Here is a 23,129-nt window from a genome sequence, read left to right on the forward strand (position 1 = left end):
TTGTCCGCGACGCGCGGGATCAATACATCCGTTGCGTCACTTGCCCCGCTTTCGTGCGGGGACCCCCAGCCACCCATCCGCCGCGGCCCGCGCCGCCGGTCAGCACAGGGGGCGGGCATGGCGCCAAATCCGGGCCATCCCCGCCTGCCGAAGAAGGAGAGTACTCGGATGAGCAAGGTCATCGGCATCGACCTCGGCACCACCAATTCCTGCGTCGCCATCATGGAAGGCAAGGACGTCAGGGTCATCGAGAACGCGGAGGGTGCGCGCACCACCCCCTCGATGGTCGCCTTTGCCAAGAATGGCGAGCGCCTGGTCGGCCAGTCCGCCAAGCGCCAGGCGGTCACCAACCCCATGGGCACGCTCTATGCGGTGAAGCGCCTGATCGGCCGCCGCTTCGACGACCCGATGGTGCAGAAGGACATCGGCCTCGCGCCCTTCAAGATCACCAAGGCCGCCAATGGCGACGCCTGGGTCGAAGTGGACGGCCAGTCCTACGCGCCGCAGCAGGTCAGCGCGATGGTGCTGACGAAGATGAAGGAGACCGCCGAGGCTTTCCTCGGTGAGTCCGTGTCCCAGGCCGTCATCACCGTCCCGGCGTATTTCAACGACGCGCAGCGCCAGGCCACCAAGGAAGCCGGCGCGATCGCCGGCCTCGAAGTGCTGCGCATCATCAACGAGCCGACGGCGGCAGCACTCGCCTATGGCATGGACCAGAAGAAGGGCGGCACCATCGCGGTCTACGACCTCGGCGGTGGCACCTTCGACGTGTCCGTGCTCGAGATCGGCGACGGCGTCTTCGAGGTGAAGTCCACCAACGGCGACACCTTCCTGGGCGGCGAGGATTTCGACCAGCGCATCATCGACTACCTGGCGGACGAGTTCCGCAAGGAGCAGGGCATCGACCTGCGCGGCGACAAGCTGGCGCTGCAGCGCCTGAAGGAAGCCGCCGAGAAGGCCAAGATCGAGCTGTCCTCCGCCAAGGAGACCGAGGTCAACCTGCCCTTCATCACCGCCGACGCCTCCGGGCCGAAGCACCTGGTGATGAAGCTGACGCGCGCGAAGCTGGAAGCCCTGGTGGACGACCTGATCCAGCGCACGCTCGAACCCTGCAAGCAGGCGCTGAAGGATGCCGGCCTGAGCGCCGGCGAGATCGACGAGGTGATCCTGGTCGGCGGCATGACCCGCATGCCGAAGGTCATCGAGGTCGTGAAATCCTTCTTCGGCAAGGAGCCCGCGCGCAACGTCAACCCGGACGAGGTCGTGGCCATCGGCGCGGCCATCCAGGGCGGCGTGCTGAAGGGCGACGTGAAGGACGTCCTGCTGCTCGACGTGACGCCGCTGTCGCTTGGCATCGAGACGCTGGGCGGCGTGTTCACGCGCCTGATCGACCGCAACACCACCATCCCGACCAAGAAGTCGCAGGTCTTCTCCACGGCCGACGACAACCAGACCGCGGTGACCATCAAGGTCTACCAGGGTGAGCGGGAGATGGCGGCCGACAACAAGCAGCTCGGCACATTCGACCTCACGGGCATCCCGCCCGCGCCGCGCGGCGTGCCGCAGGTGGAAGTGACCTTCGACATCGACGCGAACGGCATCGTGAGCGTCAGCGCGAAGGACAAGGCCACCGGCAAGGAGCAGCAGATCCGCATCCAGGCCAAGTCCGGCCTGTCGGACGCCGACATCGAGCGGATGGTGAAGGACGCCGAGGCGAATGCCGACGCGGACAAGAAGCGCCGCGAGAGCGTCGAGGCGCGCAACCAGCTCGAAGCCCTGGTGCACCAGACCGAGCGCACGCTGAAGGAAAGCGCCGACAAGGTCCCGCCCGGGGAAAAGACCGAGGTCGAGGAGGCACTCAGCGCCGCCCGCGCCGCGATCGAGAAGCAGGAGGTCGAGGCCATCAACGCGGCCAGCGAACGCCTGGGCCAGGCCGCGATGAAGATGGGCGAGGCGATCTACAAGGCGAGTGCCGAGCAGAAGCCCGAGGCCGGCCCGGCCGGCGGCGCCCCGGGTGGCGGCTCGGCGCCCGGCGGCGACAAGGTGGTCGACGCCGAGTTCGAGGAAGTGGACCCGAACAAGCGCAAGCCCACCTGACGGACAGGCGGGCCTGCGCCATGCTATCCGCCGCCCGGCCCTTCACAGGACCGGGCGGCGTTTCCATGCGGGATGCACGATGACCAGCGCGACCAGGGCGACATCATGGCCTGAGGCCGCCGGCGCAGGCCGGCGGCCTCCCACCCATGTCCGCCCCGATCGGATCGCGGCCCTGCCGCGATCCGGGAGCGTACAGCGCGACCGCGCCCAACCCGCCCTGCGCCGCCAGCGCAACAGCGCATGGCGCGAAGGCAAGCCGGCCAGCTGGCCGGCGCCCGCCGTCTGAGGGCCAAGCAAATGGCAAAGCGTGACTATTACGAAGTGCTGGGCGTTGCCCGCGACGCGGGCGAGGAGGACCTGAAGAAGGCCTACCGCAAGCTCGCGATGAAGTGGCACCCCGACCGCAACCAGGGCGACAAGGAAGCCGAGGCCAAGTTCAAGGAGCTGAACGAGGCCTACGACGTCCTGAAGGATGCCGAGAAGCGCGCCGCCTATGACCGCTACGGCCACGCCGCCTTCGAACAGGGCGGCGGCCCCGGCGGCTTCGGCGGTGGCGGCAGCCCCTTCGGCGGCGCCTTTGAAGACATCTTCGAGGAAATGTTCGGCCGCTTCGGCGGCGGGCGTGGGGGCGCGCGCGGCGGCGCCACCGGCCGCGGCGCCGACCTGCGCACCCAGGTCGAGATCAGCCTGGAAGAAGCCTTCGCCGGCACCAAGACCAATATCCGCATCTCGACATCCGTCAGCTGCGAGGCCTGCAAGGGCACCGGCGCGGAAGGTGCGAGCGCGGCTGGCGCGCAGACCTGCCCGGGCTGCCAGGGTTCCGGGAAGATCCGCGCGCAGCAGGGCTTTTTCCTGATCGAACGCACCTGCCCCACCTGCGGCGGGTCGGGCCGTATCATCAAGAACCCTTGCAAGGTCTGCCAGGGCGCGGGCCGCGTGCAGCGCGAACGCACGCTGAACGTGACCATCCCGCCGGGTGTCGAGGACGGAACGCGCATTCGCCTGGCCGGCGAAGGCGAGGCCGGGCTGCGCGGCGCCCCCGCCGGCGACCTGTATGTGGACATCGCCCTGAAGCCGCACCCGATCTTCCAGCGGGAGGGGGCGAACATCTTCATTCGCGTGCCCCTTCGCATGTCGCAGGCGGCACTCGGCGGGCATGTCGAGGTACCATCCATTGATGGCGGGCGCACCCGCGTCACCATCCCGGCCGGCAGCCAGACCGGCGACCAGTTCCGGCTGCGCGGCAAGGGCTTCTCGGTGCTGCGGTCGGCCGCGCGGGGCGACATGTATGTGCAGGTCAGCGTCGAGACGCCGCAGAACCTGACGCCGAAGCAGCGCGAACTGCTCGAGCAGTTCGAGGAAGAGGCCGCCAAGGGCGGCCGTTCGAGCCCCGAGAACGAGGGCTTCTTCGCCAAGGTGAAGGAATTCTGGGACGGGCTCGGGCGGTAGCGTCCGCGGCCGCGCGACCGGCGGGACAGCACCGCCATGCGGGGCCGCCACGCGTGACGCCGGCCGGGCAGCGTGGCCCGGCCAGGTCGGTGCTGCACCGGCGGGGCGCGTGGCCTGCCGGTACGGCGGGGATGGTCAGACCATCGGCATCGCCCAGTACTCGTCCACCTGGCGGCGCCGGTCGTGCCAGCCTTCCTCGATGGTCGGCGCCTTCTCCAGCCGGTCGCGATCGAGCTTCACGACATAGCCTTCCAGCCGCGTGTCGTACTTCAGCATCTCCCACGGCAGCGGGTAGTGCTTCGACCCGATGCCGAGAAAGCCGCCGAAGGACAGCACGGCATAGGCGACGCGGCCGGTGCCCTTGTCGAGCATCACGTCCTCGATGCTGCCGACGTTCTCCCCGTGCAGGTCATACACGGAGGTGCCGGCAACCTTGCCGCCGGCGATCAGGTGGCCGGCCGTAGGCGCGGTGAGGTCGGCGGTGGTGGGGCGGGCATCCTGGCGAGGATCCATGGCGTTTCTCCTTTTGTCGTCGGTGTCTGCCGGATCAACGCGGTGCGCAGCCCTGGGTTGCGCCAGGCTTGACCGGTGCCGGCGCCCGCCGCACAGGCTGCCGGACCACCAGGAGGCCGCATCATGACCATCCGCATCGGCATCGCCGGCATCTCCGGCCGCATGGGCCGCCTGCTGGCCGAGGAAGTCGCCGCCGCCGGGGCGCTGCTGGCCGGCGGCACGACACGGTCGGGCGCGGCCCCCGCCGGCGCCGCCGTGCTGCCGGACTTCGCCGCGCTGTGCGCCGCCGCCGATGTCGTGATCGACTTCACCCACGCCCATGCCGCCGCCGCGCATGCGCAGGCCGCCGCGGCGGCGGGCACGGCCTTCATCCTGGGTTCCTCGGGCCTGTCGGCCGCCGATGAAGCGGCGGTGTCGGCGGCGGCGGGGCGCATCCCGATCGTCTATGCCGCCAACTTCGCGCCGGGCGTGAACCTGTTCCTGGCGATCGCCGAACGCATGGCCGCCGCGCTGCCCGGCGCACAATACGATGCCGAGATCGTCGAGATGCACCACCGCCAGAAGGTGGACGCGCCATCCGGCACGGCGGTCGCGCTGGGCCGCGCCGTGGCGGCCGGGCGCGGGACCACGCTGGAGGAGGCTGGGCGCGAGTCGGGGCGCGACGGGCATTGCGGACCGCGCGGCACCGGCACCATCGGCTTCGCCGCGCTGCGCGGCGGCCAGGTGGTGGGCGACCACACGCTGGTCTTCGCCGCGGCGTCCGAGCAGATCAGCCTGACGCACCAGTCCTTCGATCGGCGGGTCTACGCGACGGGCGCGGTGCGGGCGGCGCTGTGGGTGCGCGGGCGCGCCCCCGGGCTGTACGGGATGCGGGACGTGCTGGGGATGTGAGGTCGGGCGGTGCATCAGCGCAGCCGCCAGTAGCGGCGGTTGCCGCCCGCGCGCCGGATCAGTCGCGCGTACACCCGCCGCCTTGACCCCGCCACACCCCCTTGCGATACGCCCCCGTCCCGGATTCCCCGGGCCCAGCCCGCCGGGGCGTCCCGCCGGCGAAATCCACGCGACAAGAGGCCGAACCAAGCCATGCGCGATACCGGCGAGTATCTTTTCACCTCCGAATCCGTTTCCGAGGGCCATCCCGACAAGGTCGCGGACCGCATCTCGGACACCGTGCTCGATGCGTTCCTGTCGGCCGATCCCTATTCCCGCGTCGCCTGCGAGACGCTGGTCACCACCAACCGCGTGGTCATCGCCGGTGAAGTGCGCGGCCCCGGGTCGGTCACCCCCGACTACCTGAAGCACCTGGCGCGCCTGGCCATCCACGACATCGGCTACGAGCAGGACGGCTTCCACTGGCAGAACGCCAGCGTCGAATGCCACTTGCACGCCCAGTCCGCGCACATCGCGCAGGGCGTGGACGCCGCCGGCAACAAGGATGAAGGTGCCGGCGACCAGGGCATCATGTTCGGCTACGCCTGCACCGAGACGCCGGAACTGATGCCCGCGCCGCTGTACTACGCGCACCTGATCCTGCGCCGCATCAACGAGCTGCGCCGCATCAAGAACCCCTCGGTCGAGGGCCTGCTGCCCGACGCCAAGTCGCAGGTCACGCTGAAGTACGTGGACGGCAAGCCGGTCGGCGCGACGTCGATCGTGCTCTCGACCCAGCATGTCGAGGGCATGGAGCAGGCGCAGATCAAGGCGATGGTGAAGCCGCTGATCGCCGCCGCCCTGCCGGATGGCTGGATGTGCCCCGATGCCGAACTGTACGTGAACCCGACCGGCCAGTTCGTGATCGGCGGGCCGGACGGCGATTGCGGCCTGACCGGGCGCAAGATCATCGTCGACACCTACGGCGGCGCGGCCCCGCATGGCGGCGGCGCGTTCTCGGGCAAGGACCCGACCAAGGTGGACCGCTCGGCTGCCTATGCCGCGCGCTATGTTGCGAAGAACGTCGTCGCCGCCGGCCTGGCGGACAAGTGCACCATCCAGGTTTCCTACGCGATCGGCGTGGCGAAGCCGCTGTCGGTGTATTTCGACCTGCACGGCACCGGCCGCGACGTGGACGAGGTGAAGCTGGCCAAGGTGATCGACGGCCTGGTGAACCTGAGCCCGCGCGGCATCCGCGAGCACCTGCACCTGAACCGCCCGATCTACGTCCCGACCAGCGCCTATGGCCATTTCGGCCGCACGCCGGACGACGAGACGGGCACCTTCACCTGGGAACGCACCGACCTGGTTCCCGAGCTGAAGCGGGCCTTCGGCAGGTGATCGACGGCGGCGACGCGCGGCGCGGGGATGCCCCGCATCGCGCCCCCGCATTGACGCCCGACGGTATCCCCGACCGGCTCTATGGCCGCCGCCGCGGGCATCCCTTGCGCCCGCGGCAGGACCGCCTGATGCAACTGGCGCTGCCGCGCTTCCGCCTGACCGCGGCGGAAGCCGCGCAGGCGCATGTGCTGTTCCCGGATGCCGAGGCGCTGTGGCTGGAAGTCGGCTTCGGCGGTGGCGAACACGCGCTGGCGCTGGCCGCGGCGCACCCGTCGGTGGCGCTGATCGCCTCCGAGGTCTTCGAGAACGGCCTGTGTTCCCTGCTGACGCGCGTGGTGCCCGACGGGGCAGAGGCAACCGCCCCACCCCCGCCACGCCTGCGCCTGTGGCCCGAGGATGCGCGCCACCTGGTCGCCCTGCTGCCCGATGCGGCGCTGGGGCGGCTGTATCTGATGTTCCCCGACCCCTGGCCAAAGGCGCGGCACGCCAAGCGGCGCTTCGTCAACCGCGCCATGCTGCCGGTGGTGGCGCGCGTGCTGCGCCCCGGCGCGGAATGGCGGATCGCGTCCGACGACCCGACCTACCAGGCCTGGGTCGAGGAGGTGTTCGCCGACCAGTCGCTGTTCATGCCGCGCCTCGATACGGTGCAGCGCCCGGCCGACTGGCACCCGACGCGCTATGAGGCGAAGGCGATCCGCGAGGGCCGCACGCCCCGCTACTGGATCTTTGCGCGGAGCGACGTGCCGTGCAGCTGAACGGCGCCGCCACGCTCGTGACCGGCGCCGGCTCCGGCCTCGGCGCCGCGACCGCGGAGACGCTGTCGCGCGCCGGTGCGCGGGTGGTGGCGATGGACCTGAATGCCGATGGCCTCGCCGCGGTCACGGCGCGCTGCGGCGCCACGCCCGCGACAGGCGACGTCGCGAACGAAGCCGATGTCACCGCCGCGCTCGATGCCGCATCGGCGCTTGGCCCGCTGCGGCTTGTCGTGAACTGCGCCGGGATCGCACCGGCCGCGCGCGTGGTGGGGCGGAATGGCGCGCATGACCTGGCGCTGTTCGAACGCACGCTGCGGGTGAACCTGCTCGGCACCTTCAACGTGCTGCGCCTCGCGGCGGCGCGGATGCAGGCGCTGGAGGCCACGCCTCCCGACGGCGAACGCGGCGTGATCGTCAACACCGCCTCGATCGCCGCCGAGGATGGGCAGGTCGGCCAATGCGCCTATGCCGCGTCCAAGGCCGGCGTGATCGGCCTGACGCTGCCGGCTGCGCGAGAACTGGCCCGCACGGGAATCCGCGTGGTCACGATCGCGCCCGGCCTGTTCGAGACGCCGATGCTGGCCGGATTGCCCGAGGCCGCGCAGGCTGCCATCCGCGCCCTGCCGCCCTTCCCCGCGCGGCTCGGCCGGCCCGAGGAATTCGCGGCGATGGTTCTGGCCATCTGCGCCAATCCGCTGCTGAACGGGACAACGCTACGGCTGGATTCGGCGCTGCGGCTGCCGCCCTGAGCGCCTAAGGCGGCGGCAGCGCGCGATCCGCGCTGCAGCGCTCGAGAGGTAGTTGCTGGACCGATCCGATCCGCCGGATGCTCTGCGTGCGCGCATCCGTCACCACGCTCATGCAGGCACAGCCGTACCCGTAGTAGCCATTGGTGCGCACCCAGTGCCGCTCGGTCAGGTCCGGGATGTTGTCCATGCCCGCCGGCCTCGGGCCACCCTGCGACATGATGTCCCAGCGCCCGTCGCGGTCGACCAGCCACCAGTTTGCGGGCGTCGGATTATGGATCCAGCCGCAGCGGCGCTCCTGCGCCAGCGCGGGGCACGCGGCGAGCACCGCAATAAGCACAAGGACAGCACCGCGTATCGTCATGTGCTCAGCATCGCACGCGCGCAGGACCGTCGCCACGGACCATCGACCGCACATGCGCCGCACCCTGACGCCTTTCATGCCGCCTTGCGGAACGCTTCACGACACGGCTTGACGCACATGCGTGGCTCAAGCCGGACCTGCTGGCCGCCGCGCCCCTTCACCGCCCCAGCATCCGCGTCAGCACTCGGTGGCCGCGTGCGTGATGCGCCACCGCCATTCCGGCATGCCCGGCCGCGAGCAGGACCAGCGACCAGGCCAGCACCTGGTGCAGCGCGCGCAGGGATTCGTAGGTGGCCTCGTCGGGTTCTAGGATGTGGGGAATGGGGACCAGCAGGAACATCACCGTCTCGATCTGCCCCGGCGCGGTGCTGGCACTAAGGTAGCCCAGCACCGGCACGACGATCAGCAGCGCATACAGGGCCGCATGTGCCGCTGTCGCGGCGCGGCGCTGCCAGCCGGGCAGGGCGGGGTCGTCGACCGGCCGGCCGCGGCGCGCGCGCAGCCATAGCCGCCACACCACCAGCGGCGGTACCAGCAGCCCGATGGTCTTGTGCACCTGATAGGCGATGATCTTGGCCAGCAGCTGCGTCAGCGGCAGCGCCACCATGATCAGGCCGATGGCGAAGGCGGCCAGCACAAGGGCCGCGACCGCCCAGTGCAGCCGCCGCTGCGCCGGGCTCCAGCCGTCAGATGATGATGCGGACACGCACCACCAGGCGGATCTCGTCAGAGATGGCGGCGGGCTCGGCCGTCATGCCGAATTCCGAGCGCTTCATGGTGCCGCCGCCGGAGAATTCGGCCACGTCGCGCCCCAGCGCGGGGTCGCGCTTGCGGTCCACCAGGCGCGCTTCCATGCGGTGCGGTCGGGTGATGCCACGGATGGTGAGGTCGCCGATCAGGGGAAACCGCGCCAGCGTGCCCTCGCCGGTGGCCCGGCCGTTGAATCGCGCCTCGGGAAAGCGTTCCACGTCGAAGAAGGCGGGTGATCGCAGCAGGTCCACCGCCCCGGGATAGGCCAGCGCCACCGCCCCGGTGCGTACCGTGACCTGCACGTCGGTCGTCAGCGGCCGGTCCGGGTCGATCAGCAGCTCTGCCGCGAAATCCTCGAAGCGCCCGGTCGAGGACAGCACGCCGAGATGCCGGGCGACGAATTCCAGGCGCCCGCCGGAATGGTCGAAGACATAGCGCGTGCGCGCCAATGCCGGGCGACCGAATGCCACCGCCCCGCCAAGCCCGGCCACCACCGCGCGCCGGCCGATCGTCTGTCGCGCCATCGTGGACACCTCCTCGCCCCTCATGTCGCGCGCCGGGGCACGGGCGCAACCCCGGCTTGCATCGCACGCCGCGAAGCGCCATAAGAGTGCCCGACATCACCAGCCGATTTTGACGGGGGGTGGCCTTGAAAGGGGCCGCCTTTTTTGTTGCTTGGACGCCATCGACGACATTCCGCGGCATGAAGGGCTCGAAGCCCGCATCGCCGACGCCATCCTGCCGACGCTCACGCATCTCGGCTATGAGCTGGTGCGCGTGCAGGTATCGGGCAAGGAACGCCCGACCGTGCAGATCATGGCCGACCGTGCCGATGGCACGCTGTTCCGCGTCGAGGATTGCGAGGCGATCAGCCATGCCGTCGGCGCTGTCCTGGACGTGGCCGACCCGATCAAGGGCGAATGGGAGCTCGAAGTCTCCTCCGCCGGGATCGACCGGCCGCTGACGCGCGCGAAGGACTGGAACCGCTTCGCCGGCCATGTCGCGAAGGTCGAGCTCGCGATGCCGCAGGATGGGCGCAAGCGATTTCGCGGCACCGCACTCGGCGCGGATGCCGAATTCGCACGGATGCGCCTGGATGACGGGACCGAGATGGCCTTCGCGCGGAGCAACATCCGCAAGGCGCAACTGGTCCTGACCGACGAACTGATCGCCGCCACCGCGGCGCCGCCCACCACGAACTGAGGAGACAGGCTTCATGGCCGCCGAGATCGCCATCGCCCGCCCCGAACTGCTGCAGGTTGCCGACGCCGTCGCGCGCGAGAAGATGATCGAGCGCGACGAGGTGCTCGAGGCGATGGAGCAGGCCATCCAGAAGGCCGGCCGCGCCAAGTACGGCCACGAGAAGGACATCCGCGCCGTCATCGACCGCCGCAACGGCGAGGTGAAGCTCTCCCGATGGACCGAGGTGGTCGAGGCCGAGCCGGTCGAGAACGAAGCCACGCAGATCCCGCACCGCATCGCGCAGAAGATCAAGCCGGGCATCGGCATCGGCGAATTCATCATCGACCCGCTGCCGCCGATCGATTTCGGCCGCATCGCCGCGCAGACCGCCAAGCAGGTGATCGTGCAGCGGGTGCGCGAGGTCGAGCGAGGCAAGCAGTTCCAGGAATACAAGGACCGCGTCGGCGAGATCATCAACGGCATCGTCAAGCGCACCGAGTACGGCAACCTGATGGTGGATTTGGGTCGCGCCGAGGCGCTGCTGCGCCGCGACGAGACCATCCCGCGTGAGGCCTTCCGCAACGGCGACCGCGTCCGGGCCTATATCTACGATGTGCGCGAGGAACCGCGCGGTCCGCAGATCTTCCTGAGCCGCACGCATCCGGGGTTCCTGGCGAAGCTGTTCGCGCAGGAAGTGCCGGAAATCTACGACGGCATCATCGAGATCAAGGCGGTCGCGCGCGACCCCGGTTCGCGCGCCAAGATGGCGGTCATCTCGCGCGACAGCTCCATCGACCCGGTTGGCGCCTGCGTCGGTATGCGCGGCTCCCGCGTGCAGGCGGTGGTGGCGGAACTCCAGGGCGAGAAGATCGACATCATCCCCTGGTCGCCCGATTTCGCGACCTTCATCGTGAACGCGCTCGCCCCCGCCGAAGTCAGCAAGGTCGTGCTCGATGAGGACGGCAAGCGCTGCGAGGTCGTGGTGCCCGACGACCAGCTCAGCCTGGCCATCGGCCGCCGCGGCCAGAACGTGCGCCTGGCCTCCCAGCTCACGCGCTACGACATCGACATCCTGACCGAGGCCGAGGAATCCGAGCGCCGGCAGGAGGAATTCCGCAAGCGCACCGGCCTGTTCGTGGAAGCGCTGGACGTCGACGACGTCATCGCCGGCCTGTTGGTGCAGGAAGGCTTCGGCACCATCGAGGACATCGTGACCGTCGAGGACGAGGAACTCGCCGGCATCGAGGGCTTCGACGAATCGGTGGCCGCCGAGCTGAAGCGCCGCGCCGCCACCTTCATCGAGAAGCGCGACGGCGAACTGGACGAGAAGCGCCGCGAGCTGGGCGTGGACGACGTGCTGGCCGAGATCGGCGGCTTCTCCCCGGCCATGATGGTCACGCTTGGCGAAAAGGGCGTGAAGGGCCTCGAGGACCTGGCCGACTTGGCCGGCGACGAGCTCATCGAGATCCTGGGCGCCGAGGTGGTGGACGAGGAGACGGCCAACGCCATCGTCATGGAAGCGCGCCGCCGCGCCGGCTGGCTCGGCGACGAGGCCACGGAGGCCTGACCCACGCCATGACCACCGCGCTGGCCGATGCGACGGATGAGGAGGACCCGCCGGAAAGCGGGCCGATCCGCCGCTGCATTGCCACGCGCGAAACCCTGCCGAAGGAACGCATGCTGCGCTTCGTGCTGGGTCCGTCGCGCGAGATCGTGCCGGACCTGGCGAACAAGCTGCCGGGCCGGGGAATGTGGTTGAGCGCGCGGGGCGATGTGCTAGAAGGCGCACTGAGCCGCGGGGCCTTCATGCGGGCCGCGCGCGGGCCTGTGACGCTTCCCTCCGACCTTCGTGCGCGGATCGAGGACGGTCTTCGCGCCCGCATCCGTGACCTGCTGGGCCTGGCCCGGCGGGCGGGGCAGGCGGTTTCCGGCTGGCAGGCCGGGCGGGAATGGCTGCAGGCCGGACGCGCAGGGCTGCTGGTGCAGGCGGTGGATGGGAGCCTGGCGGAGCGTGCGCGCTTCGGCGGACGAAATCTACCGGCGGTTGCGCCGCTCACCGCGGCGGAACTGGGCGTGGTGTTCGGGCGGGACCATGCCGTGCATGTTGTTGTCGCCCCCGGTCGGCTGGCGGATGCCATCCGGCAGGAAGCGGAGCGACTGGCGGGTTTCACCCCGGCCGTGCCGCAGGTTTCGTGAGGGTCGCACACCAGGTGCGCCCCTCGGGTATTGCATTTTTGGATCGGGTTCGGATCGGCTGATGAGCGACCAGAACGAGCAGGACGCGGGCAAGAGCAGGCTGAGCCTTCGGCCCGGCGGGCGTCTTGAACTCGGCAAGACCGTTGATGCCGGGAGTGTCCGGCAATCCTTCAGCCATGGCCGGAGCAAGACCGTCCAGGTCGAGGTGGTAAAGAAGCGCGCCGTCGCCCCGCCGCCCAAGCCGGCCGTGGCCGCGCCCGCGGCACGCACGCCTGCGCCGGCTGCGGCGCCCGCGGCATCGACGCCGCCGCCGCCCGCCCCTGTGGCGTCCGCCGCAAGCACGGCCCTGCCACGCACGACCGGCCAGACGCAGAGCGCCGGCACGCGCGCGCCCGCCGCCGGCCGCCCCCTGACCCAGGCCGAGATCGCGGTGCGCCAGCGCGTGCTCGAGGAAAACCGCCGCATCGAGGCGCAGCGCCAGCGCGAGGAACGCGAGCGCCAGGCGCTCATGGTGCGCTCCGCCGCCGAGGAAGCTGCCCGCCGCGCCGAGGAAGACCGTCGCGCCGCCGAGGAAGCCGCCTCGCGCGCCGAACAGGAAGCACGCAACGCGGCAGAGGCATCGACCCGCACCGCGGTCGAGCAGGATGCGCGCACGGCAGCCGAGACCGCATCTGTCGCGGTGGCTGCCGCCGCGAAGCAGACCGGCCGCCCGACCGCGGCCGCCGCACCCGCCGCCCGCAAGACCGAGGACACCCCGGCTGCGCGGCTGACGCTGAAGCCGCGCAACGCAGCCGAGGACGAGGACGAAGGCCGCCGCGCCCCGCTGCGCCGCGCCGGTGGCCCGCCGGGCGCGCCTGGCCGCCGCCCCATGCCGGTGCCGGTCAAGAAGGCTGCGCCGACCACCGACCGCCGCCGCGACAGCCGCATCGACGTGCAGGCCGCGATCGAGGGCGAGGACGAGCGCAGCCGTTCGATCGCCTCCCTGCGGCGTGCGCGTGACCGCGAGCGCCGGCAGCAGGAGCTGCAGCGACTGCGGTCGGGCACGGAACGCGTGGTGCGCGACGTGGTGGTGCCGGAAGCGATCACGGTGCAGGAACTGGCGAACCGCATGGCCGCGCGTGGCGGTGAGGTGGTGAAGGCGCTGTTCCGCATGGGCGTGATGGCGACGCTGACCCAGTCGATCGACGCCGACACGGCCGAACTGGTGGTCCAGGAATTCGGTCACCGCATCAAGCGCGTGAGCGAAAGCGACGTCGAGGTTGGCCTCGAAGGTGCGCAGGACACCGACACCGACCTGCAGGCGCGCCCGCCGGTCGTGACCATCATGGGCCACGTCGACCACGGCAAGACGTCGCTGCTCGATGCGCTGCGCAAGACCGACGTGGTGGCGCACGAAGCAGGCGGCATCACGCAGCATATCGGCGCCTACCAGATCACGGTGCCGGACGGCACGCGCGTGACCTTCATCGACACCCCGGGCCACGAGGCCTTCACGGCCATGCGCGCCCGCGGTGCATCGGTGACCGACATGGTGGTGCTGGTGGTGGCCGCCGATGACGGCGTGATGCCCCAGACCATCGAGGCGATCCGCCATGCGCGTGCGGCCCAGGTGCCGATCATCGTGGCGGTCAACAAGATCGACAAGGCCGGCGTGAAGCCCGAGCGCGTGAAGCAGGAACTGCTGCAGCACGAGATCGTGGTGGAAAGCCTCGGCGGCGAGACGCAGGAGATCGAGGTCTCGGCGACGCAGAAGATCAACCTCGACAAGCTGCTGGAAGCCATTTCGCTGCAGGCCGAGGTGCTGGACCTGAAGGCGAACCCCGAGCGTGCTGCCGAAGGCACGGTCATCGAATCCAAGCTCGATCGCGGCCGCGGGCCGGTCGCGACGGTGCTGGTGCAGAAGGGTACGCTGAAGCAGGGCGACATCGTGGTGGCCGGCGCCGAATGGGGCCGCGTGCGCGCCATGCTCGACGACAAGGCGCGCCAGGTGAAGGAAGCCGGCCCGTCCCTGCCGGTCGAGATCCTGGGCCTGTCGGGCGTGCCTTCGGCCGGTGAGAACTTCATCGCGGTCGAGAACGAGGCGCGTGCCCGCGAGGTCAGCGAATTCCGCCAGCGCAAGCTGCGCGAGAAGGCGACCGCCGCGATCGGCGCGGGCCGCGGCAACCTCACGGACATGCTGGCGCGCATCCAGGCGGGCGAGCAGAAGGAAGTGGCCGTTGTGGTCAAGGCCGACGTGCAGGGCTCCGCCGAGGCGATCGGCGTGACGCTCGGCAAGCTCGGCAACGACGAGGTGAAGGTCCGCGTGCTGCACTCCGCGGTGGGGCAGATCACGGAATCGGACATCCAGCTCGCCAAGGCGTCGGATGCCGTCATCGTCGCGTTCAACGTACGCGCAACGTCGCAGGCGCGCGACCTGGCGAGCCGCGAAGGCGTGGACATCCGCTACTACTCGATCATCTACGAGGTCGCGGACGACATCGAGAAGCTCTACAAGGGCAAGCTCGCGCCGGTGCAGCGCGAGAAGTTCCTGGGCTACGCGCAGATCCTGCAGGTCTTCGAGGTCAAGAAGATCGGCAAGGTTGCCGGCTGCCGCATCACCGAAGGCGTGGTCAAGCGCGGCTCGGGCGTGCGCCTGCTGCGCGACGGCGTGGTCATCCACCAGGGCGAGCTGTCCACGCTGAAGCGCTTCAAGGACGACGTGCGCGAGGTCGGCAATGGCCTCGAATGCGGCATGTCCTTCGCGAATTACGACGACATCCGCGTGGGCGACCAGATCGAGTGCTTCGAGGTGGAAACCGTGGCGGCCGCGTAAGCCGCCACGGAACTTTTTTCGCCCTCCGGCGCCGGGCGGACGCATCCGGGTGCCCATGCACGTTGCGCAGCGACACGCATGGGGCCCGTCCGCGGCCCAGGCTTTCGCGCCCCGCACTGGTGCGCCCGGCGCAGTTGATGGTCTGGGCGCGATCGCGCTTTGCGCTCCCGGCGCAGTTGCGGTGCGCCGCAGGGTCCGGGCGTTGAGGTAGGTTCCATGAGCAAGCCAAGTCACCACGGCAATCCCGAAGGTCCCTCGCAGCGCCAATTGCGCGTGGCCGAGGAGATCCGCCACGCGCTCTCGGGCATCTTCGCGCGGGAGGAGTTTCGCGACCCCGAGCTGCACGACCTGCGCGTGACGGTGACGGAAGTGCGCGCCTCGCCCGACCTCAAGCACATGACCGCCTTCGTCTCCGCGCTGGGCAAGGAGTTGAACAAGGACCAGCTGGCCGCGCTCAAGCGCGTGTCGTCCTTCCTGCGCCGCGAGATCGCGAAGTCCGTCCGGCTGCGCTACGCGCCCGACCTGCATTTCCAGCCGGACACCGCGCTCGACTACGCGATGCACATCAACGAGGTGATGCACCGCCCCGAGGTGCGGCGCGACCTGGCGCCCCGCAAGGATGGCGACGAATGAACGCGCCGGAGGAACCGCCGCAGGTCCGCGTCATCGCCATGCCGGCCGATGCGAACCCGGCCGGTGACATCTTCGGCGGCTGGCTGATGGCGCATATGGACCAGGCCGGCGCATCGGTCGCGCTGCGACGCGCGCGCGGCCGCGTGGCGACCGTCGCGGTGGAGGCGATGACCTTTCACCTGCCGGTGCGGGTCGGCGACGAGGTCAGCCTCTATGGCCGGCTGCTCGGCGTCGGGCGCACATCCATCCGCGTGCATGTCGAAGCCTGGCGCCGCGACCGCACCGCGGAGGACGCCGCGCGCGTGACCGAGGCAACCTTCACCTTCGTGGCGCTCGACGAGGCCGGCCGGCCGCGCCCCGTGCCGGCCTAGACGCGCGACCTCGCCATGGCCAAAGCCACGCGCACCCGCGCAGCCGGGCGCTCCCTCATGCCTGCGGCGGCGGCGCGGCATACACGCACCACCGCCGCCACGCCTTTCGACTCGCGCGCAGCCGCCACGCCTTTGGACTCGCGCGCAGCCGCCACGCCTTTGGACTCGCGCGCAGCCGCCACGACACCCCGACACGCGGTGGCGTTCCGGCCGCATCAGGAGGCGCAGCTGACCGCCTGCAGCACGAACAGCACCGCCGCCAGCACGCCCGGCATCAGCATGCCCAGCACGATCACCGGCAGCGCTACGCCGATCCCGATCAAGGCGCCCGACCAGGTTGCCGCGACCAGGCCGCCGATCGCCGCGTCGATCGCGGTCATGACCAGGCTCAGCAGCAACCGTGCCCAGATCGGCATGCGCCGCCGCGGCGCTTCGCGGACTGTCTCCATTGCCTTGCCTCCGCTCGCGCCGCCGCCGTTCGGCACGGCTCGCGGCAACGCCTCCGGGCCTGTGGTGTCGCGAGCATCGCCGGCCGATCGGATGATTCCATCCGACCGGGATGTGCTCTAGGGGCTCGCGGCAGACCCTGATTCCGCGGGCCGGACACCGCGTGCCTGGCCGGTCCCACCACGAATTCGAACCGAACTGCGAAGAACAAGATGGCCCATCATCGTCACCGCAAGCCTAAAGGCCGTCCGCTCGATGGCTGGCTGATCATCGACAAGCCGACCGCGATCGGCAGCACCGATGTCGTCGCGATCTGCAAGCGCGCGTTCCAGGCGCAGAAATGCGGCCATGGCGGTACGCTGGATCCGCTGGCCACCGGCGTGCTGCCGATCGCTTTCGGCGCCGCCACCAAGACCGTGCCCTATGTCATGGACGGGACGAAGCAGTACCGCTTCACGCTGAAGCTGGGCGAGGCCCGGGATTCCGACGATGCCGACGGCAATGTCATCGGAACCAGCGATGCGCGGCCGACCGACGACCAGCTGCGCGCCGCCCTGCCCGCCTTCATCGGCGACATCCTACAGGTCCCGCCGATCTATTCCGCCATCAAGATCGCAGGCGAACGCGCCTACGACCTGGCCCGCGCAGGTGAAGCCGTGGAACTGGCCCCGCGGCCGGCGCGCGTCGACCGCTTCGAACTGATCGACCGCCCGGACGGCGACACCGCGGTATTCTTCGTGGAATCCGGCAAGGGCGTGTACATGCGCTCGCTCGCGCGCGACGTCGCGAAGGCCTGCGGCACGCTGGGGCATATCGCCGCCCTGCGCCGGATGCGCGTGGGCCCCTTCCACGAGAAGGACGCCGTCGCCCTGGACAGGATCGCCGTTTCCGGCGATACCCCGCCCCCTTCCCCGGACCTTCTGCTTCCGGTGACGACCGCGCTGGCCGACATCCCGGCGCTGGCCCTCACTGAAGCCGAAGCCGCCCGACTGTCCTTCGGCCAGCCCATACCGCTGGTCGAATTGATGGGCCGGGTTCCGCGCGAGGCCAACCCCGATGGGGGCCTGGCCAGAGCGATGGCGGGGGGGCGCCTGATGGGTCTCGCCCGCTTCGACGAAGGCTTGCTGAAGCCGGAGCGGTGGCTGGACCAGGGCGGTTCCGAGGCCCAACGGCGCCCCCGCGGCGCCGCGCCGGCCGACATCATCGCCGAAGGGGACAACCCCGGCCAACACGAAGGATAACCCGATGTCGATCACTGCCGAACGCCGCCAGGCGGTCATCAAGGACTATGCGACCGGCCCCAACGACACGGGCAGCCCCGAGGTCCAGGTCGCCATCCTGTCCGAGCGCATCTCGAACCTGACCGAGCACCTCAAGACCCACGCGAAGGACTTCCATTCGCGCCGTGGCCTGCTCGTGCTGGTCGGCCAGCGCCGTGGCCTGCTCGACTACCTGAAGCGCAAGGACCAGAAGCGCTACGAGACCCTGATCGGCCGGCTGAGCCTGCGCCGCTGATCGCATCCGGGGGAGGCACGCTTCCCCCGGAGCCCCCGGTGGTGCCGCGGCCTGACACAGGGACCGCGGCACGACACCAGGTCGTGGCTCGGCCTGGCCTTGCTCCCCAAGGGGGCGCGCGCGGCGAGGCCGCGCCGGCCTTGCGGCCAGCCTCTGACGGCGCCACGTTGCGCCATGACCGAGACCCTCCCCGACCTCCTTCTCATCGGCTGCGGCAAGATGGGCGGCGCCATGCTGTCCGGGTGGCTGGAACGCGGCCTGTCGCGCGCCGTGGTGGTCGAACCCTACGCCCCGGCCGCCGAAGCCTTCGCGCACCGCGCGACCATCATCCCCGATGCCACCGCCATCCCGGCCGGCTTCGCACCCGGCGCGGTGGTCTTCGCGATCAAGCCGCAAGAGGCGCCGGCGACACTGCCGGCCTATGCGCGCTTCACCGAGGGTGGCGCGCTGTTCGTCTCGATCATGGCGGGCCGGTCCGTGGCGTCGATGCGTGCCGCCCTGGGTGGCGGCGCGGCGGTGGTGCGTGCCATGCCGAACACCCCGGCCGCCGTCCGCCAGGGCTTCACCGCCGCCTATGCGGCGCCCGGCGTGACCACGGCGCAGGCCGCGCTGGCCGACACGCTGCTGCAGGCGGTGGGCGAGGTCGCCTGGGTCGATGACGAGGACCAGATCAACCCGGTCACCGCCGTCTCCGGCGGCGGCCCCGCCTATGTCTTCCTGCTGGCGGAGGTGATGGAAAAGGCTGCCATCGAACAGGGCCTGCCGCCCGACCTCGCGCGCCGCATGGCCCGCGCCACGGTGGCGGGGTCCGGCGCGCTGCTCGCCGCCAGCACGCAGGATGCCGCGGACCTGCGCCGCGCCGTCACCAGCCCCAAGGGCACCACCGAACGGGCCTTGGCGGTGCTGATGGACCCCGATGCCTGGCCAGCGTCCATGTCGAAGGCGATCCAGGCTGCCACCGATCGCGCGCGGGAACTGGCAGGCTGACCCCCACGCCCCATATCCTGCCATCATGACCGAGATCGACGAAGACGCGCTGGTGGCCGCCCTTTGGCGGGTGATCGCAACCCATGGCTGGCCAGGCCTGACCATGGGGCGCTTGGCGGCCGAATCCGGCGTGCCACTGGCCACGTTGCGCGACCGCTTCCCCAGCAGGCTCGACCCGATGATCCTGCATGGCCGCCGCATGGACCACGCGGTGCTGGCGGGGACCGTGCCGGGCCAGGGCGGGGCGGCGCGCGACCGGCTGTTCGACGTGCTGATGCGCCGGCTCGATGCCATGCAGCCGCATCGCGCGGGCATCCTGCGCTTCCTGCGCGACATGCGGCGCGACCCGTCGCTGGCCGCGCTGCTGGGCCCGCAATTGTCGCTGTCGATGCGCTGGATGCTCGATGCCGCCGAGATCGAGGGCAATGGCGGGCAGCGCCGCATCATCGCGCTCGGCCTGGTCGGCGTCTGGCTCGCCACCGTGCGCGCCTGGGCCGAGGACGAGAGCGAGGATCTGGGCAGCACCATGGCCGCGCTCGACCGTGCGCTCGATCGCGCCGAACAGATCGCGCGCACCTTGCGCCTGCTGCCGGCCGCCGCGCCCGAGGCCGCGGCCGACGACGCCTCCGCGGCGTAGGCGATCGCCTGGGCCTGGCGCCACCGCCCGCGTGGCGTTCGTGCGCATGCGCCGAGTGCCGGACGACGTGACGGCGCGGCTGCTCGACCGCTTCGGCGATGCCGCCAATGCGCCATACGAGGCCATGCATCACACAGGCGCGAATTTCGCGCCCCAGCGATATCCCCGCACCGCGGTTTCTGCGCTAGTCTCGCCGATCAGCAAGACCAAAGGGGATGTGCGTGATGTCTGACCGTTTCGGCTTCAAGCCCGACATGGACGTCTTCAAGATGTTCTCCGACTTCAAGATGCCGTCCATGCCCAACGTCATGCCGGACATGGAAGCGCTGGCCGCCGCACAGCGCCGCAACATCGAGGCCTTCTCCGCCGCCAATCGCGTGGCGCTCGAAGGCGCCCAGGCGGTCGCACGCCGCCACATGGAGATCCTGCAGGCCTCGGTCGCTGAAATGACCGAGGCGATGAAGTCCTTCGCCTCGGCCGAGGCGCCGCAGGACAAGGCCGCGAAGCAGGCCGAACTCGCCAAGTCCACCTACGAGAAGGCGGTCGCGAACCTCCAGGAGCTGGCAGACCTGATCCAGCGGTCGAACAGCGAGGCGATCTCGCTGCTCAACAAGCGCTTCGCCGAGGCGATGGACGAAGTGAAGGGCATCGTCGCCAAGCACGGCTGATGCGCGTGATGCGAGGATGCGCCGCTCGGCGCATCCTGGCGCGCGGCACCGGCCGGCCGATGGTCCGTTAGCGGGTCGGCGCCGGCCCCATCCCGCGGCCGGTCAACCGGCCCTGGGCATCGTAGCGGCGCCAGGTGTCGCCGCTGCGTTCGATCCGGCCTTCGCTACGGCCGGAGGAATCGAAGATCCGCGCCGTGTCGCCGCGCCATTCGGTGCGGCCCTGGGCGCGACCCGAGGAATCGTAGTGGCGCAGCGTGTCGCCGCGCTGTTCCGTGCGGCCGACCGTGCGGCCGCTGGCGTCATAGTGGCGCGTGGTATCGCCGCGCTGTTCCGACCGCCCGACGAGGCGTCCCTGCGCGTCATACTGTCGCTGCCTGTCCGGCCCGGCTTCGATACGACCCACCGAACGGCCGGCGGCGTCGTATTCGTGCCCGGTCTTCTGCGCGAAAGCCGGCGCGGCAGCCAGCACCAGCACACCGGCCGCGACCACACCCGCAAGGCCGATACGGCCCGGATGCACCCGGCGCTCCCATCGCATCCCGCTGATCCGCATGAACCCTACCCCGTGTGACACGGACGCAACCTGACGGCGCTTGCGGGCGAGTATAGGGCAGCGCGATTTACACATCATCGTCACGTTGCTACGAACCCGCGCCCCCCGACCCGCCCGCGCCTGTGGCGCCCGGAGCCCCCGGCCATGAAGATCGTCGCCTGCAACAGCAACCGCCCCCTGGCCGAGGCTGTCGCCGCCGCCTGCGGCCTCCCGCTGACCAACGCATCGGTCCGGCGCTTCGCCGATCTCGAGGTGTTCGTCGAGATCCACGAGAATGTCCGCGGCGAGGATGTCTTCGTGGTGCAGTCCACCTCCTATCCCGCCAACGACAACCTGATGGAACTGCTGATCACGCTCGATGCGCTGCGGCGGGCGAGCGCGCGGCGGATCACGGCGGTGATCCCGTATTTCGGCTATGCGCGGCAGGACCGGAAGTCGGGCAGCCGCACGCCGATCAGCGCCAAGCTGGTGGCGAACCTGATCACCGAGGCCGGTGCGGACCGCGTGCTGACGATGGATCTGCACGCCGCGCAGATCCAGGGCTTCTTCGACATCCCGGTGGACAACCTGTTCGCCGCGCCGTTGTTCTCCCGCGACATCCAGGACCGCCTGGCGGGGCGGGAACTGATGGTGGTCAGCCCCGATGTCGGCGGCGTGGTGCGTGCGCGCGCCATTGCGGCGCGGCTGAACGTGGACCTCGCCATCATCGACAAGCGGCGCCCGCGCGCGGGTGTCAGCGAGGTGATGAACGTGATCGGCGAGGTCGAAGGCCGCCATTGCCTGCTGGTGGACGACATCGTCGATTCCGGCGGCACGTTGTGCAACGCGGCCGAGGCGCTACTCAAGAATGGCGCGCAGTCGGTCGGCGTGTATGTCACGCATGGCGTCTTCTCGGGCGGGGCGGTGGCGCGCATCGGCGCGGCACCCATCGAGATGATGACCGTGACCGATTCCATCCAGGCCACCGAGGCCGTGCGGGTCTCGCGCAACCTGCGCCAGCTCACCATCGCGCCGCTGCTGGCGGAGGCGATGAAGCGCATCAGCGAGGAAAGCTCCGTCTCCTCGCTCTTCAACTAGGCCCTCAAACGGCGGGCGCCGGCCGTCCGGCCGGCTTGCCTTCGCGCCCTGCGCTGGTGTGCTGGCGGCGGCTTGTGGTCTGGGCGCGGTCGGACTTTGCGCTCGCGGCCCGATGCGCGGCATCGGGCCGGTGTGCGGGAGGTGGGGTGTGGGCGGTCCGGCGGATGCGATCATCGGGTTGTATCGGCGGCACGGTCTGGCCTGGGCGGCGGATCGGGCAGCCGGGCCGTTCGTCGAGGCCGCGTGGCTAGCGCGTTTCGTCGCGCTGCTGCGGCCGGGCGGTAGCGTGCTCGACATCGGCTGCGGCGCGGGGGCGCCGATCGGCGTCATGTTGACCGCGGCGGGCTTCGCGGTGACGGGCATCGACACCAGCGCGCCGCTGCTCGCCCTCGCGCGCGCACGACTCCCCGCGGCCACCTGGATCGAGGCCGATATGAGGGAGCTGGCTCTGGGCCGCCGCTTCGACGGGTTGATCGCCTGGGACAGCTTCTTTCACCTGGCGCAGCACGACCAGCGCACGATGTTCGCGCGGTTCTCCGCGCACGCGCAGCTCTCCGCGCCGCTGATCTTCACCAGCGGCCCGGCGCATGGCGAGGCGATTGGCTGCCTGCGCGGCGAACCCCTGTTCCATGCGAGCCTCGATCCCGAGGAATACCGCGCGCTGCTCGCCGACGCGGGCTTCGAAGTCCTGGCACATACGGCGAATGACGCGGGCTGCGGCGGCCGAAGCGTCTGGCTCGCGCGGCACTCGGGCGAAACGGGGCCGGGCTGACGCGCAGCCCGGCCCCGGCGCCTTGCGGCCTACTTGTCGCGCAGCGTGTCGCGCGCCGCGTCCTTCAGCCCGCCGACGGCGTTCTGCACCTTGCCCTCGGCCTTGTCGGCCTTGCCCTCGGCCTGCAGCTTCGCGTCGCCCGTGACCTTGCCCACGGCGTCCTTCACGGCGCCCTTGGCCTGCTTGGCGGCGCCGGCGATCCTGTCCTTGTCCATCGTTGTGTCCCTTTCTTCACGCGACGCCCGTCATCGGTGCGCCTGCCCCTGTCAACGCCGCGCGTCCGCCGCGGTTGCCTGGGTCTGGTCGCACCCGCTTGCCATTCCCGCCCGCCCGC

At 70.5% G+C, this 23,129-nt stretch carries 27 protein-coding genes; 20 read left to right on the plus strand and 7 right to left on the minus strand.

All coding sequences use genetic code 11. From position 1 onward, the window contains the following. Nucleotides 1-168: 168 nt before the first annotated feature. Complete coding sequence (gene dnaK, locus MWM08_RS23930; protein WP_244409025.1) at nt 169-2,097, plus strand: molecular chaperone DnaK; 1,929 nt, start codon at nt 169-171, stop codon at nt 2,095-2,097. 297 nt (nt 2,098-2,394) lie between these two features. Next, on the plus strand, nt 2,395-3,546 hold the full coding sequence (gene dnaJ, locus MWM08_RS23935; RefSeq protein ID WP_244456972.1) for a molecular chaperone DnaJ: 1,152 nt from the start codon (nt 2,395-2,397) through the stop codon (nt 3,544-3,546). Nucleotides 3,547-3,681: 135 nt separating this feature from the next. Here the strand turns inward: dnaJ and MWM08_RS23940 are convergent, their stop codons facing one another. Next, nucleotides 3,682-4,059: a PRC-barrel domain-containing protein gene (locus MWM08_RS23940; RefSeq protein ID WP_244456973.1), complete on the minus strand. Its 378-nt coding sequence runs from the start codon at nt 4,057-4,059 to the stop codon at nt 3,682-3,684. 129 nt (nt 4,060-4,188) lie between these two features. Here MWM08_RS23940 and dapB point away from each other — a divergent pair, with 129 nt between their 5' ends. The 4 genes from dapB (at nt 4,189) to MWM08_RS23960 (ending at nt 7,834) form a co-directional block, all read left to right on the plus strand. Beyond that, a complete protein-coding gene (dapB, locus tag MWM08_RS23945; RefSeq protein WP_244460022.1) occupies nt 4,189-4,950 on the plus strand; it encodes a 4-hydroxy-tetrahydrodipicolinate reductase in 762 nt (253 codons plus the stop codon). Between the two features lie 192 nt (nt 4,951-5,142). Further along, nucleotides 5,143-6,330: a methionine adenosyltransferase gene (gene metK / locus MWM08_RS23950; RefSeq protein WP_244456974.1), complete on the plus strand. Its 1,188-nt coding sequence runs from the start codon at nt 5,143-5,145 to the stop codon at nt 6,328-6,330. 128 nt (nt 6,331-6,458) lie between these two features. Continuing rightward, on the plus strand, nt 6,459-7,085 hold the full coding sequence (gene trmB / locus MWM08_RS23955; RefSeq protein ID WP_423815995.1) for a tRNA (guanine(46)-N(7))-methyltransferase TrmB: 627 nt from the start codon (nt 6,459-6,461) through the stop codon (nt 7,083-7,085). Beyond that, a complete protein-coding gene (locus tag MWM08_RS23960; RefSeq protein WP_244456975.1) occupies nt 7,076-7,834 on the plus strand; it encodes an SDR family NAD(P)-dependent oxidoreductase in 759 nt (252 codons plus the stop codon). The genes trmB and MWM08_RS23960 overlap by 10 nt, the downstream gene beginning before the upstream one ends. A 4-nt stretch (nt 7,835-7,838) precedes the next feature. Here the strand turns inward: MWM08_RS23960 and MWM08_RS23965 are convergent, their stop codons facing one another. The 3 genes from MWM08_RS23965 to MWM08_RS23975 all read right to left on the minus strand — a co-directional run bounded on the left by MWM08_RS23965 (nt 7,839) and on the right by MWM08_RS23975 (nt 9,469). After that, nucleotides 7,839-8,231 carry a DUF4087 domain-containing protein gene (locus tag MWM08_RS23965; RefSeq protein WP_244456976.1) on the minus strand — a complete coding sequence of 131 codons (393 nt, stop codon included), beginning with the start codon at nt 8,229-8,231 and terminating at the stop codon, nt 7,839-7,841. A 121-nt stretch (nt 8,232-8,352) separates the two neighbouring features. Then, nucleotides 8,353-8,901: a cytochrome b gene (locus MWM08_RS23970; protein ID WP_244456977.1), complete on the minus strand. Its 549-nt coding sequence runs from the start codon at nt 8,899-8,901 to the stop codon at nt 8,353-8,355. Beyond that, a complete protein-coding gene (locus MWM08_RS23975) occupies nt 8,882-9,469 on the minus strand; it encodes a YceI family protein (RefSeq protein ID WP_244456978.1) in 588 nt (195 codons plus the stop codon). The genes MWM08_RS23970 and MWM08_RS23975 overlap by 20 nt, the downstream gene beginning before the upstream one ends. Before the next feature lie 151 nt (nt 9,470-9,620). On the opposite strand from MWM08_RS23975, the gene rimP reads away from it, so the two are divergent. The 6 genes from rimP (at nt 9,621) to MWM08_RS24005 (ending at nt 16,139) form a co-directional block, all read left to right on the plus strand. Continuing rightward, the gene (gene rimP / locus MWM08_RS23980) at nt 9,621-10,148 is read left to right on the plus strand and encodes a ribosome maturation factor RimP (RefSeq protein WP_244456979.1); all 528 of its coding nucleotides are present in this window, start codon (nt 9,621-9,623) and stop codon (nt 10,146-10,148) included. Between the two features lie 13 nt (nt 10,149-10,161). Further along, entirely contained in the window at nt 10,162-11,694 is a 1,533-nt protein-coding gene (gene nusA / locus MWM08_RS23985; RefSeq protein ID WP_244456980.1) for a transcription termination factor NusA, read from the plus strand. Between the two features lie 8 nt (nt 11,695-11,702). Then, nucleotides 11,703-12,323 (plus strand): RNA-binding protein, encoded by a 621-nt coding sequence (locus tag MWM08_RS23990; RefSeq protein WP_244456981.1) that lies wholly within the window; start codon nt 11,703-11,705, stop codon nt 12,321-12,323. A gap of 61 nt (nt 12,324-12,384) precedes the next feature. Further along, on the plus strand, nt 12,385-15,135 hold the full coding sequence (infB, locus tag MWM08_RS23995) for a translation initiation factor IF-2 (protein ID WP_244456982.1): 2,751 nt from the start codon (nt 12,385-12,387) through the stop codon (nt 15,133-15,135). Nucleotides 15,136-15,351: 216 nt separating this feature from the next. Then, a complete protein-coding gene (gene rbfA / locus MWM08_RS24000; RefSeq protein WP_244456983.1) occupies nt 15,352-15,768 on the plus strand; it encodes a 30S ribosome-binding factor RbfA in 417 nt (138 codons plus the stop codon). Next, entirely contained in the window at nt 15,765-16,139 is a 375-nt protein-coding gene (locus tag MWM08_RS24005; protein ID WP_244456984.1) for an acyl-CoA thioesterase, read from the plus strand. The genes rbfA and MWM08_RS24005 overlap by 4 nt, the downstream gene beginning before the upstream one ends. A 215-nt stretch (nt 16,140-16,354) precedes the next feature. Here MWM08_RS24005 and MWM08_RS24010 read toward each other — a convergent pair whose 3' ends face one another. After that, on the minus strand, nt 16,355-16,588 hold the full coding sequence (locus MWM08_RS24010; RefSeq protein ID WP_244456985.1) for a hypothetical protein: 234 nt from the start codon (nt 16,586-16,588) through the stop codon (nt 16,355-16,357). 210 nt (nt 16,589-16,798) lie between these two features. On the opposite strand from MWM08_RS24010, the gene truB reads away from it, so the two are divergent. The 6 genes from truB (at nt 16,799) to MWM08_RS24040 (ending at nt 20,393) form a co-directional block, all read left to right on the plus strand. After that, complete coding sequence (gene truB / locus MWM08_RS24015; RefSeq protein ID WP_244456986.1) at nt 16,799-17,827, plus strand: tRNA pseudouridine(55) synthase TruB; 1,029 nt, start codon at nt 16,799-16,801, stop codon at nt 17,825-17,827. Between the two features lie 4 nt (nt 17,828-17,831). After that, entirely contained in the window at nt 17,832-18,101 is a 270-nt protein-coding gene (rpsO, locus tag MWM08_RS24020) for a 30S ribosomal protein S15 (RefSeq protein WP_244456987.1), read from the plus strand. 174 nt (nt 18,102-18,275) lie between these two features. Next, the gene (gene proC / locus MWM08_RS24025) at nt 18,276-19,088 is read left to right on the plus strand and encodes a pyrroline-5-carboxylate reductase (protein WP_244456988.1); all 813 of its coding nucleotides are present in this window, start codon (nt 18,276-18,278) and stop codon (nt 19,086-19,088) included. A 25-nt stretch (nt 19,089-19,113) separates the two neighbouring features. Continuing rightward, nucleotides 19,114-19,725, plus strand: a complete 612-nt coding sequence (locus MWM08_RS24030) for a TetR family transcriptional regulator (RefSeq protein WP_244456989.1) — start codon at nt 19,114-19,116, stop codon at nt 19,723-19,725. Between the two features lie 31 nt (nt 19,726-19,756). Next, on the plus strand, nt 19,757-19,957 hold the full coding sequence (locus MWM08_RS24035; RefSeq protein ID WP_244456990.1) for a hypothetical protein: 201 nt from the start codon (nt 19,757-19,759) through the stop codon (nt 19,955-19,957). Then, the gene (locus MWM08_RS24040) at nt 19,950-20,393 is read left to right on the plus strand and encodes a phasin family protein (RefSeq protein WP_244456991.1); all 444 of its coding nucleotides are present in this window, start codon (nt 19,950-19,952) and stop codon (nt 20,391-20,393) included. The genes MWM08_RS24035 and MWM08_RS24040 overlap by 8 nt, the downstream gene beginning before the upstream one ends. A gap of 67 nt (nt 20,394-20,460) precedes the next feature. Here MWM08_RS24040 and MWM08_RS24045 read toward each other — a convergent pair whose 3' ends face one another. Continuing rightward, a complete protein-coding gene (locus MWM08_RS24045) occupies nt 20,461-20,931 on the minus strand; it encodes a hypothetical protein (RefSeq protein ID WP_244456992.1) in 471 nt (156 codons plus the stop codon). Nucleotides 20,932-21,090: 159 nt separating this feature from the next. Between MWM08_RS24045 and MWM08_RS24050 the strand changes: the two genes are divergently transcribed. Beyond that, nucleotides 21,091-22,023: a ribose-phosphate pyrophosphokinase gene (locus MWM08_RS24050; protein WP_244456993.1), complete on the plus strand. Its 933-nt coding sequence runs from the start codon at nt 21,091-21,093 to the stop codon at nt 22,021-22,023. A gap of 112 nt (nt 22,024-22,135) precedes the next feature. Continuing rightward, complete coding sequence (locus MWM08_RS24055; protein WP_244456994.1) at nt 22,136-22,795, plus strand: class I SAM-dependent DNA methyltransferase; 660 nt, start codon at nt 22,136-22,138, stop codon at nt 22,793-22,795. A 29-nt stretch (nt 22,796-22,824) separates the two neighbouring features. On the opposite strand, the gene MWM08_RS24060 is transcribed toward MWM08_RS24055, so the two are convergent. Beyond that, nucleotides 22,825-23,010: a CsbD family protein gene (locus tag MWM08_RS24060; protein WP_244456995.1), complete on the minus strand. Its 186-nt coding sequence runs from the start codon at nt 23,008-23,010 to the stop codon at nt 22,825-22,827. Between the last annotated feature and the right edge of the window lie 119 nt (nt 23,011-23,129).

The sequence above is a fragment of the Roseomonas fluvialis genome (assembly GCF_022846615.1).
Classification (GTDB): Bacteria; Pseudomonadota; Alphaproteobacteria; order Acetobacterales; family Acetobacteraceae; genus Neoroseomonas; species Neoroseomonas fluvialis.

Bases quoted from the DNA above. Each gene is read 5' to 3' on its own strand.
- dnaK (WP_244409025.1), top strand. From the start codon at position 169: ATGAGCAAGGTCATCGGCATCGACCTCGGCACCACCAATTCCTGCGTC.
- dnaJ (WP_244456972.1), top strand. From the start codon at position 2,395: ATGGCAAAGCGTGACTATTACGAAGTGCTGGGCGTTGCCCGCGACGCG.
- MWM08_RS23940 (WP_244456973.1), bottom strand. From the start codon at position 4,059: ATGGATCCTCGCCAGGATGCCCGCCCCACCACCGCCGACCTCACCGCG.
- metK (WP_244456974.1), top strand. From the start codon at position 5,143: ATGCGCGATACCGGCGAGTATCTTTTCACCTCCGAATCCGTTTCCGAG.
- trmB (WP_423815995.1), top strand. From the start codon at position 6,459: ATGCAACTGGCGCTGCCGCGCTTCCGCCTGACCGCGGCGGAAGCCGCG.
- MWM08_RS23975 (WP_244456978.1), bottom strand. From the start codon at position 9,469: ATGGCGCGACAGACGATCGGCCGGCGCGCGGTGGTGGCCGGGCTTGGC.
- nusA (WP_244456980.1), top strand. From the start codon at position 10,162: ATGGCCGCCGAGATCGCCATCGCCCGCCCCGAACTGCTGCAGGTTGCC.
- MWM08_RS23990 (WP_244456981.1), top strand. From the start codon at position 11,703: ATGACCACCGCGCTGGCCGATGCGACGGATGAGGAGGACCCGCCGGAA.
- infB (WP_244456982.1), top strand. From the start codon at position 12,385: ATGAGCGACCAGAACGAGCAGGACGCGGGCAAGAGCAGGCTGAGCCTT.
- rbfA (WP_244456983.1), top strand. From the start codon at position 15,352: ATGAGCAAGCCAAGTCACCACGGCAATCCCGAAGGTCCCTCGCAGCGC.
- MWM08_RS24005 (WP_244456984.1), top strand. From the start codon at position 15,765: ATGAACGCGCCGGAGGAACCGCCGCAGGTCCGCGTCATCGCCATGCCG.
- MWM08_RS24010 (WP_244456985.1), bottom strand. From the start codon at position 16,588: ATGGAGACAGTCCGCGAAGCGCCGCGGCGGCGCATGCCGATCTGGGCA.
- truB (WP_244456986.1), top strand. From the start codon at position 16,799: ATGGCCCATCATCGTCACCGCAAGCCTAAAGGCCGTCCGCTCGATGGC.
- rpsO (WP_244456987.1), top strand. From the start codon at position 17,832: ATGTCGATCACTGCCGAACGCCGCCAGGCGGTCATCAAGGACTATGCG.
- proC (WP_244456988.1), top strand. From the start codon at position 18,276: ATGACCGAGACCCTCCCCGACCTCCTTCTCATCGGCTGCGGCAAGATG.
- MWM08_RS24030 (WP_244456989.1), top strand. From the start codon at position 19,114: ATGACCGAGATCGACGAAGACGCGCTGGTGGCCGCCCTTTGGCGGGTG.
- MWM08_RS24040 (WP_244456991.1), top strand. From the start codon at position 19,950: ATGTCTGACCGTTTCGGCTTCAAGCCCGACATGGACGTCTTCAAGATG.
- MWM08_RS24045 (WP_244456992.1), bottom strand. From the start codon at position 20,931: ATGCGATGGGAGCGCCGGGTGCATCCGGGCCGTATCGGCCTTGCGGGT.
- MWM08_RS24050 (WP_244456993.1), top strand. From the start codon at position 21,091: ATGAAGATCGTCGCCTGCAACAGCAACCGCCCCCTGGCCGAGGCTGTC.
- MWM08_RS24055 (WP_244456994.1), top strand. From the start codon at position 22,136: ATGCGCGGCATCGGGCCGGTGTGCGGGAGGTGGGGTGTGGGCGGTCCG.
- MWM08_RS24060 (WP_244456995.1), bottom strand. From the start codon at position 23,010: ATGGACAAGGACAGGATCGCCGGCGCCGCCAAGCAGGCCAAGGGCGCC.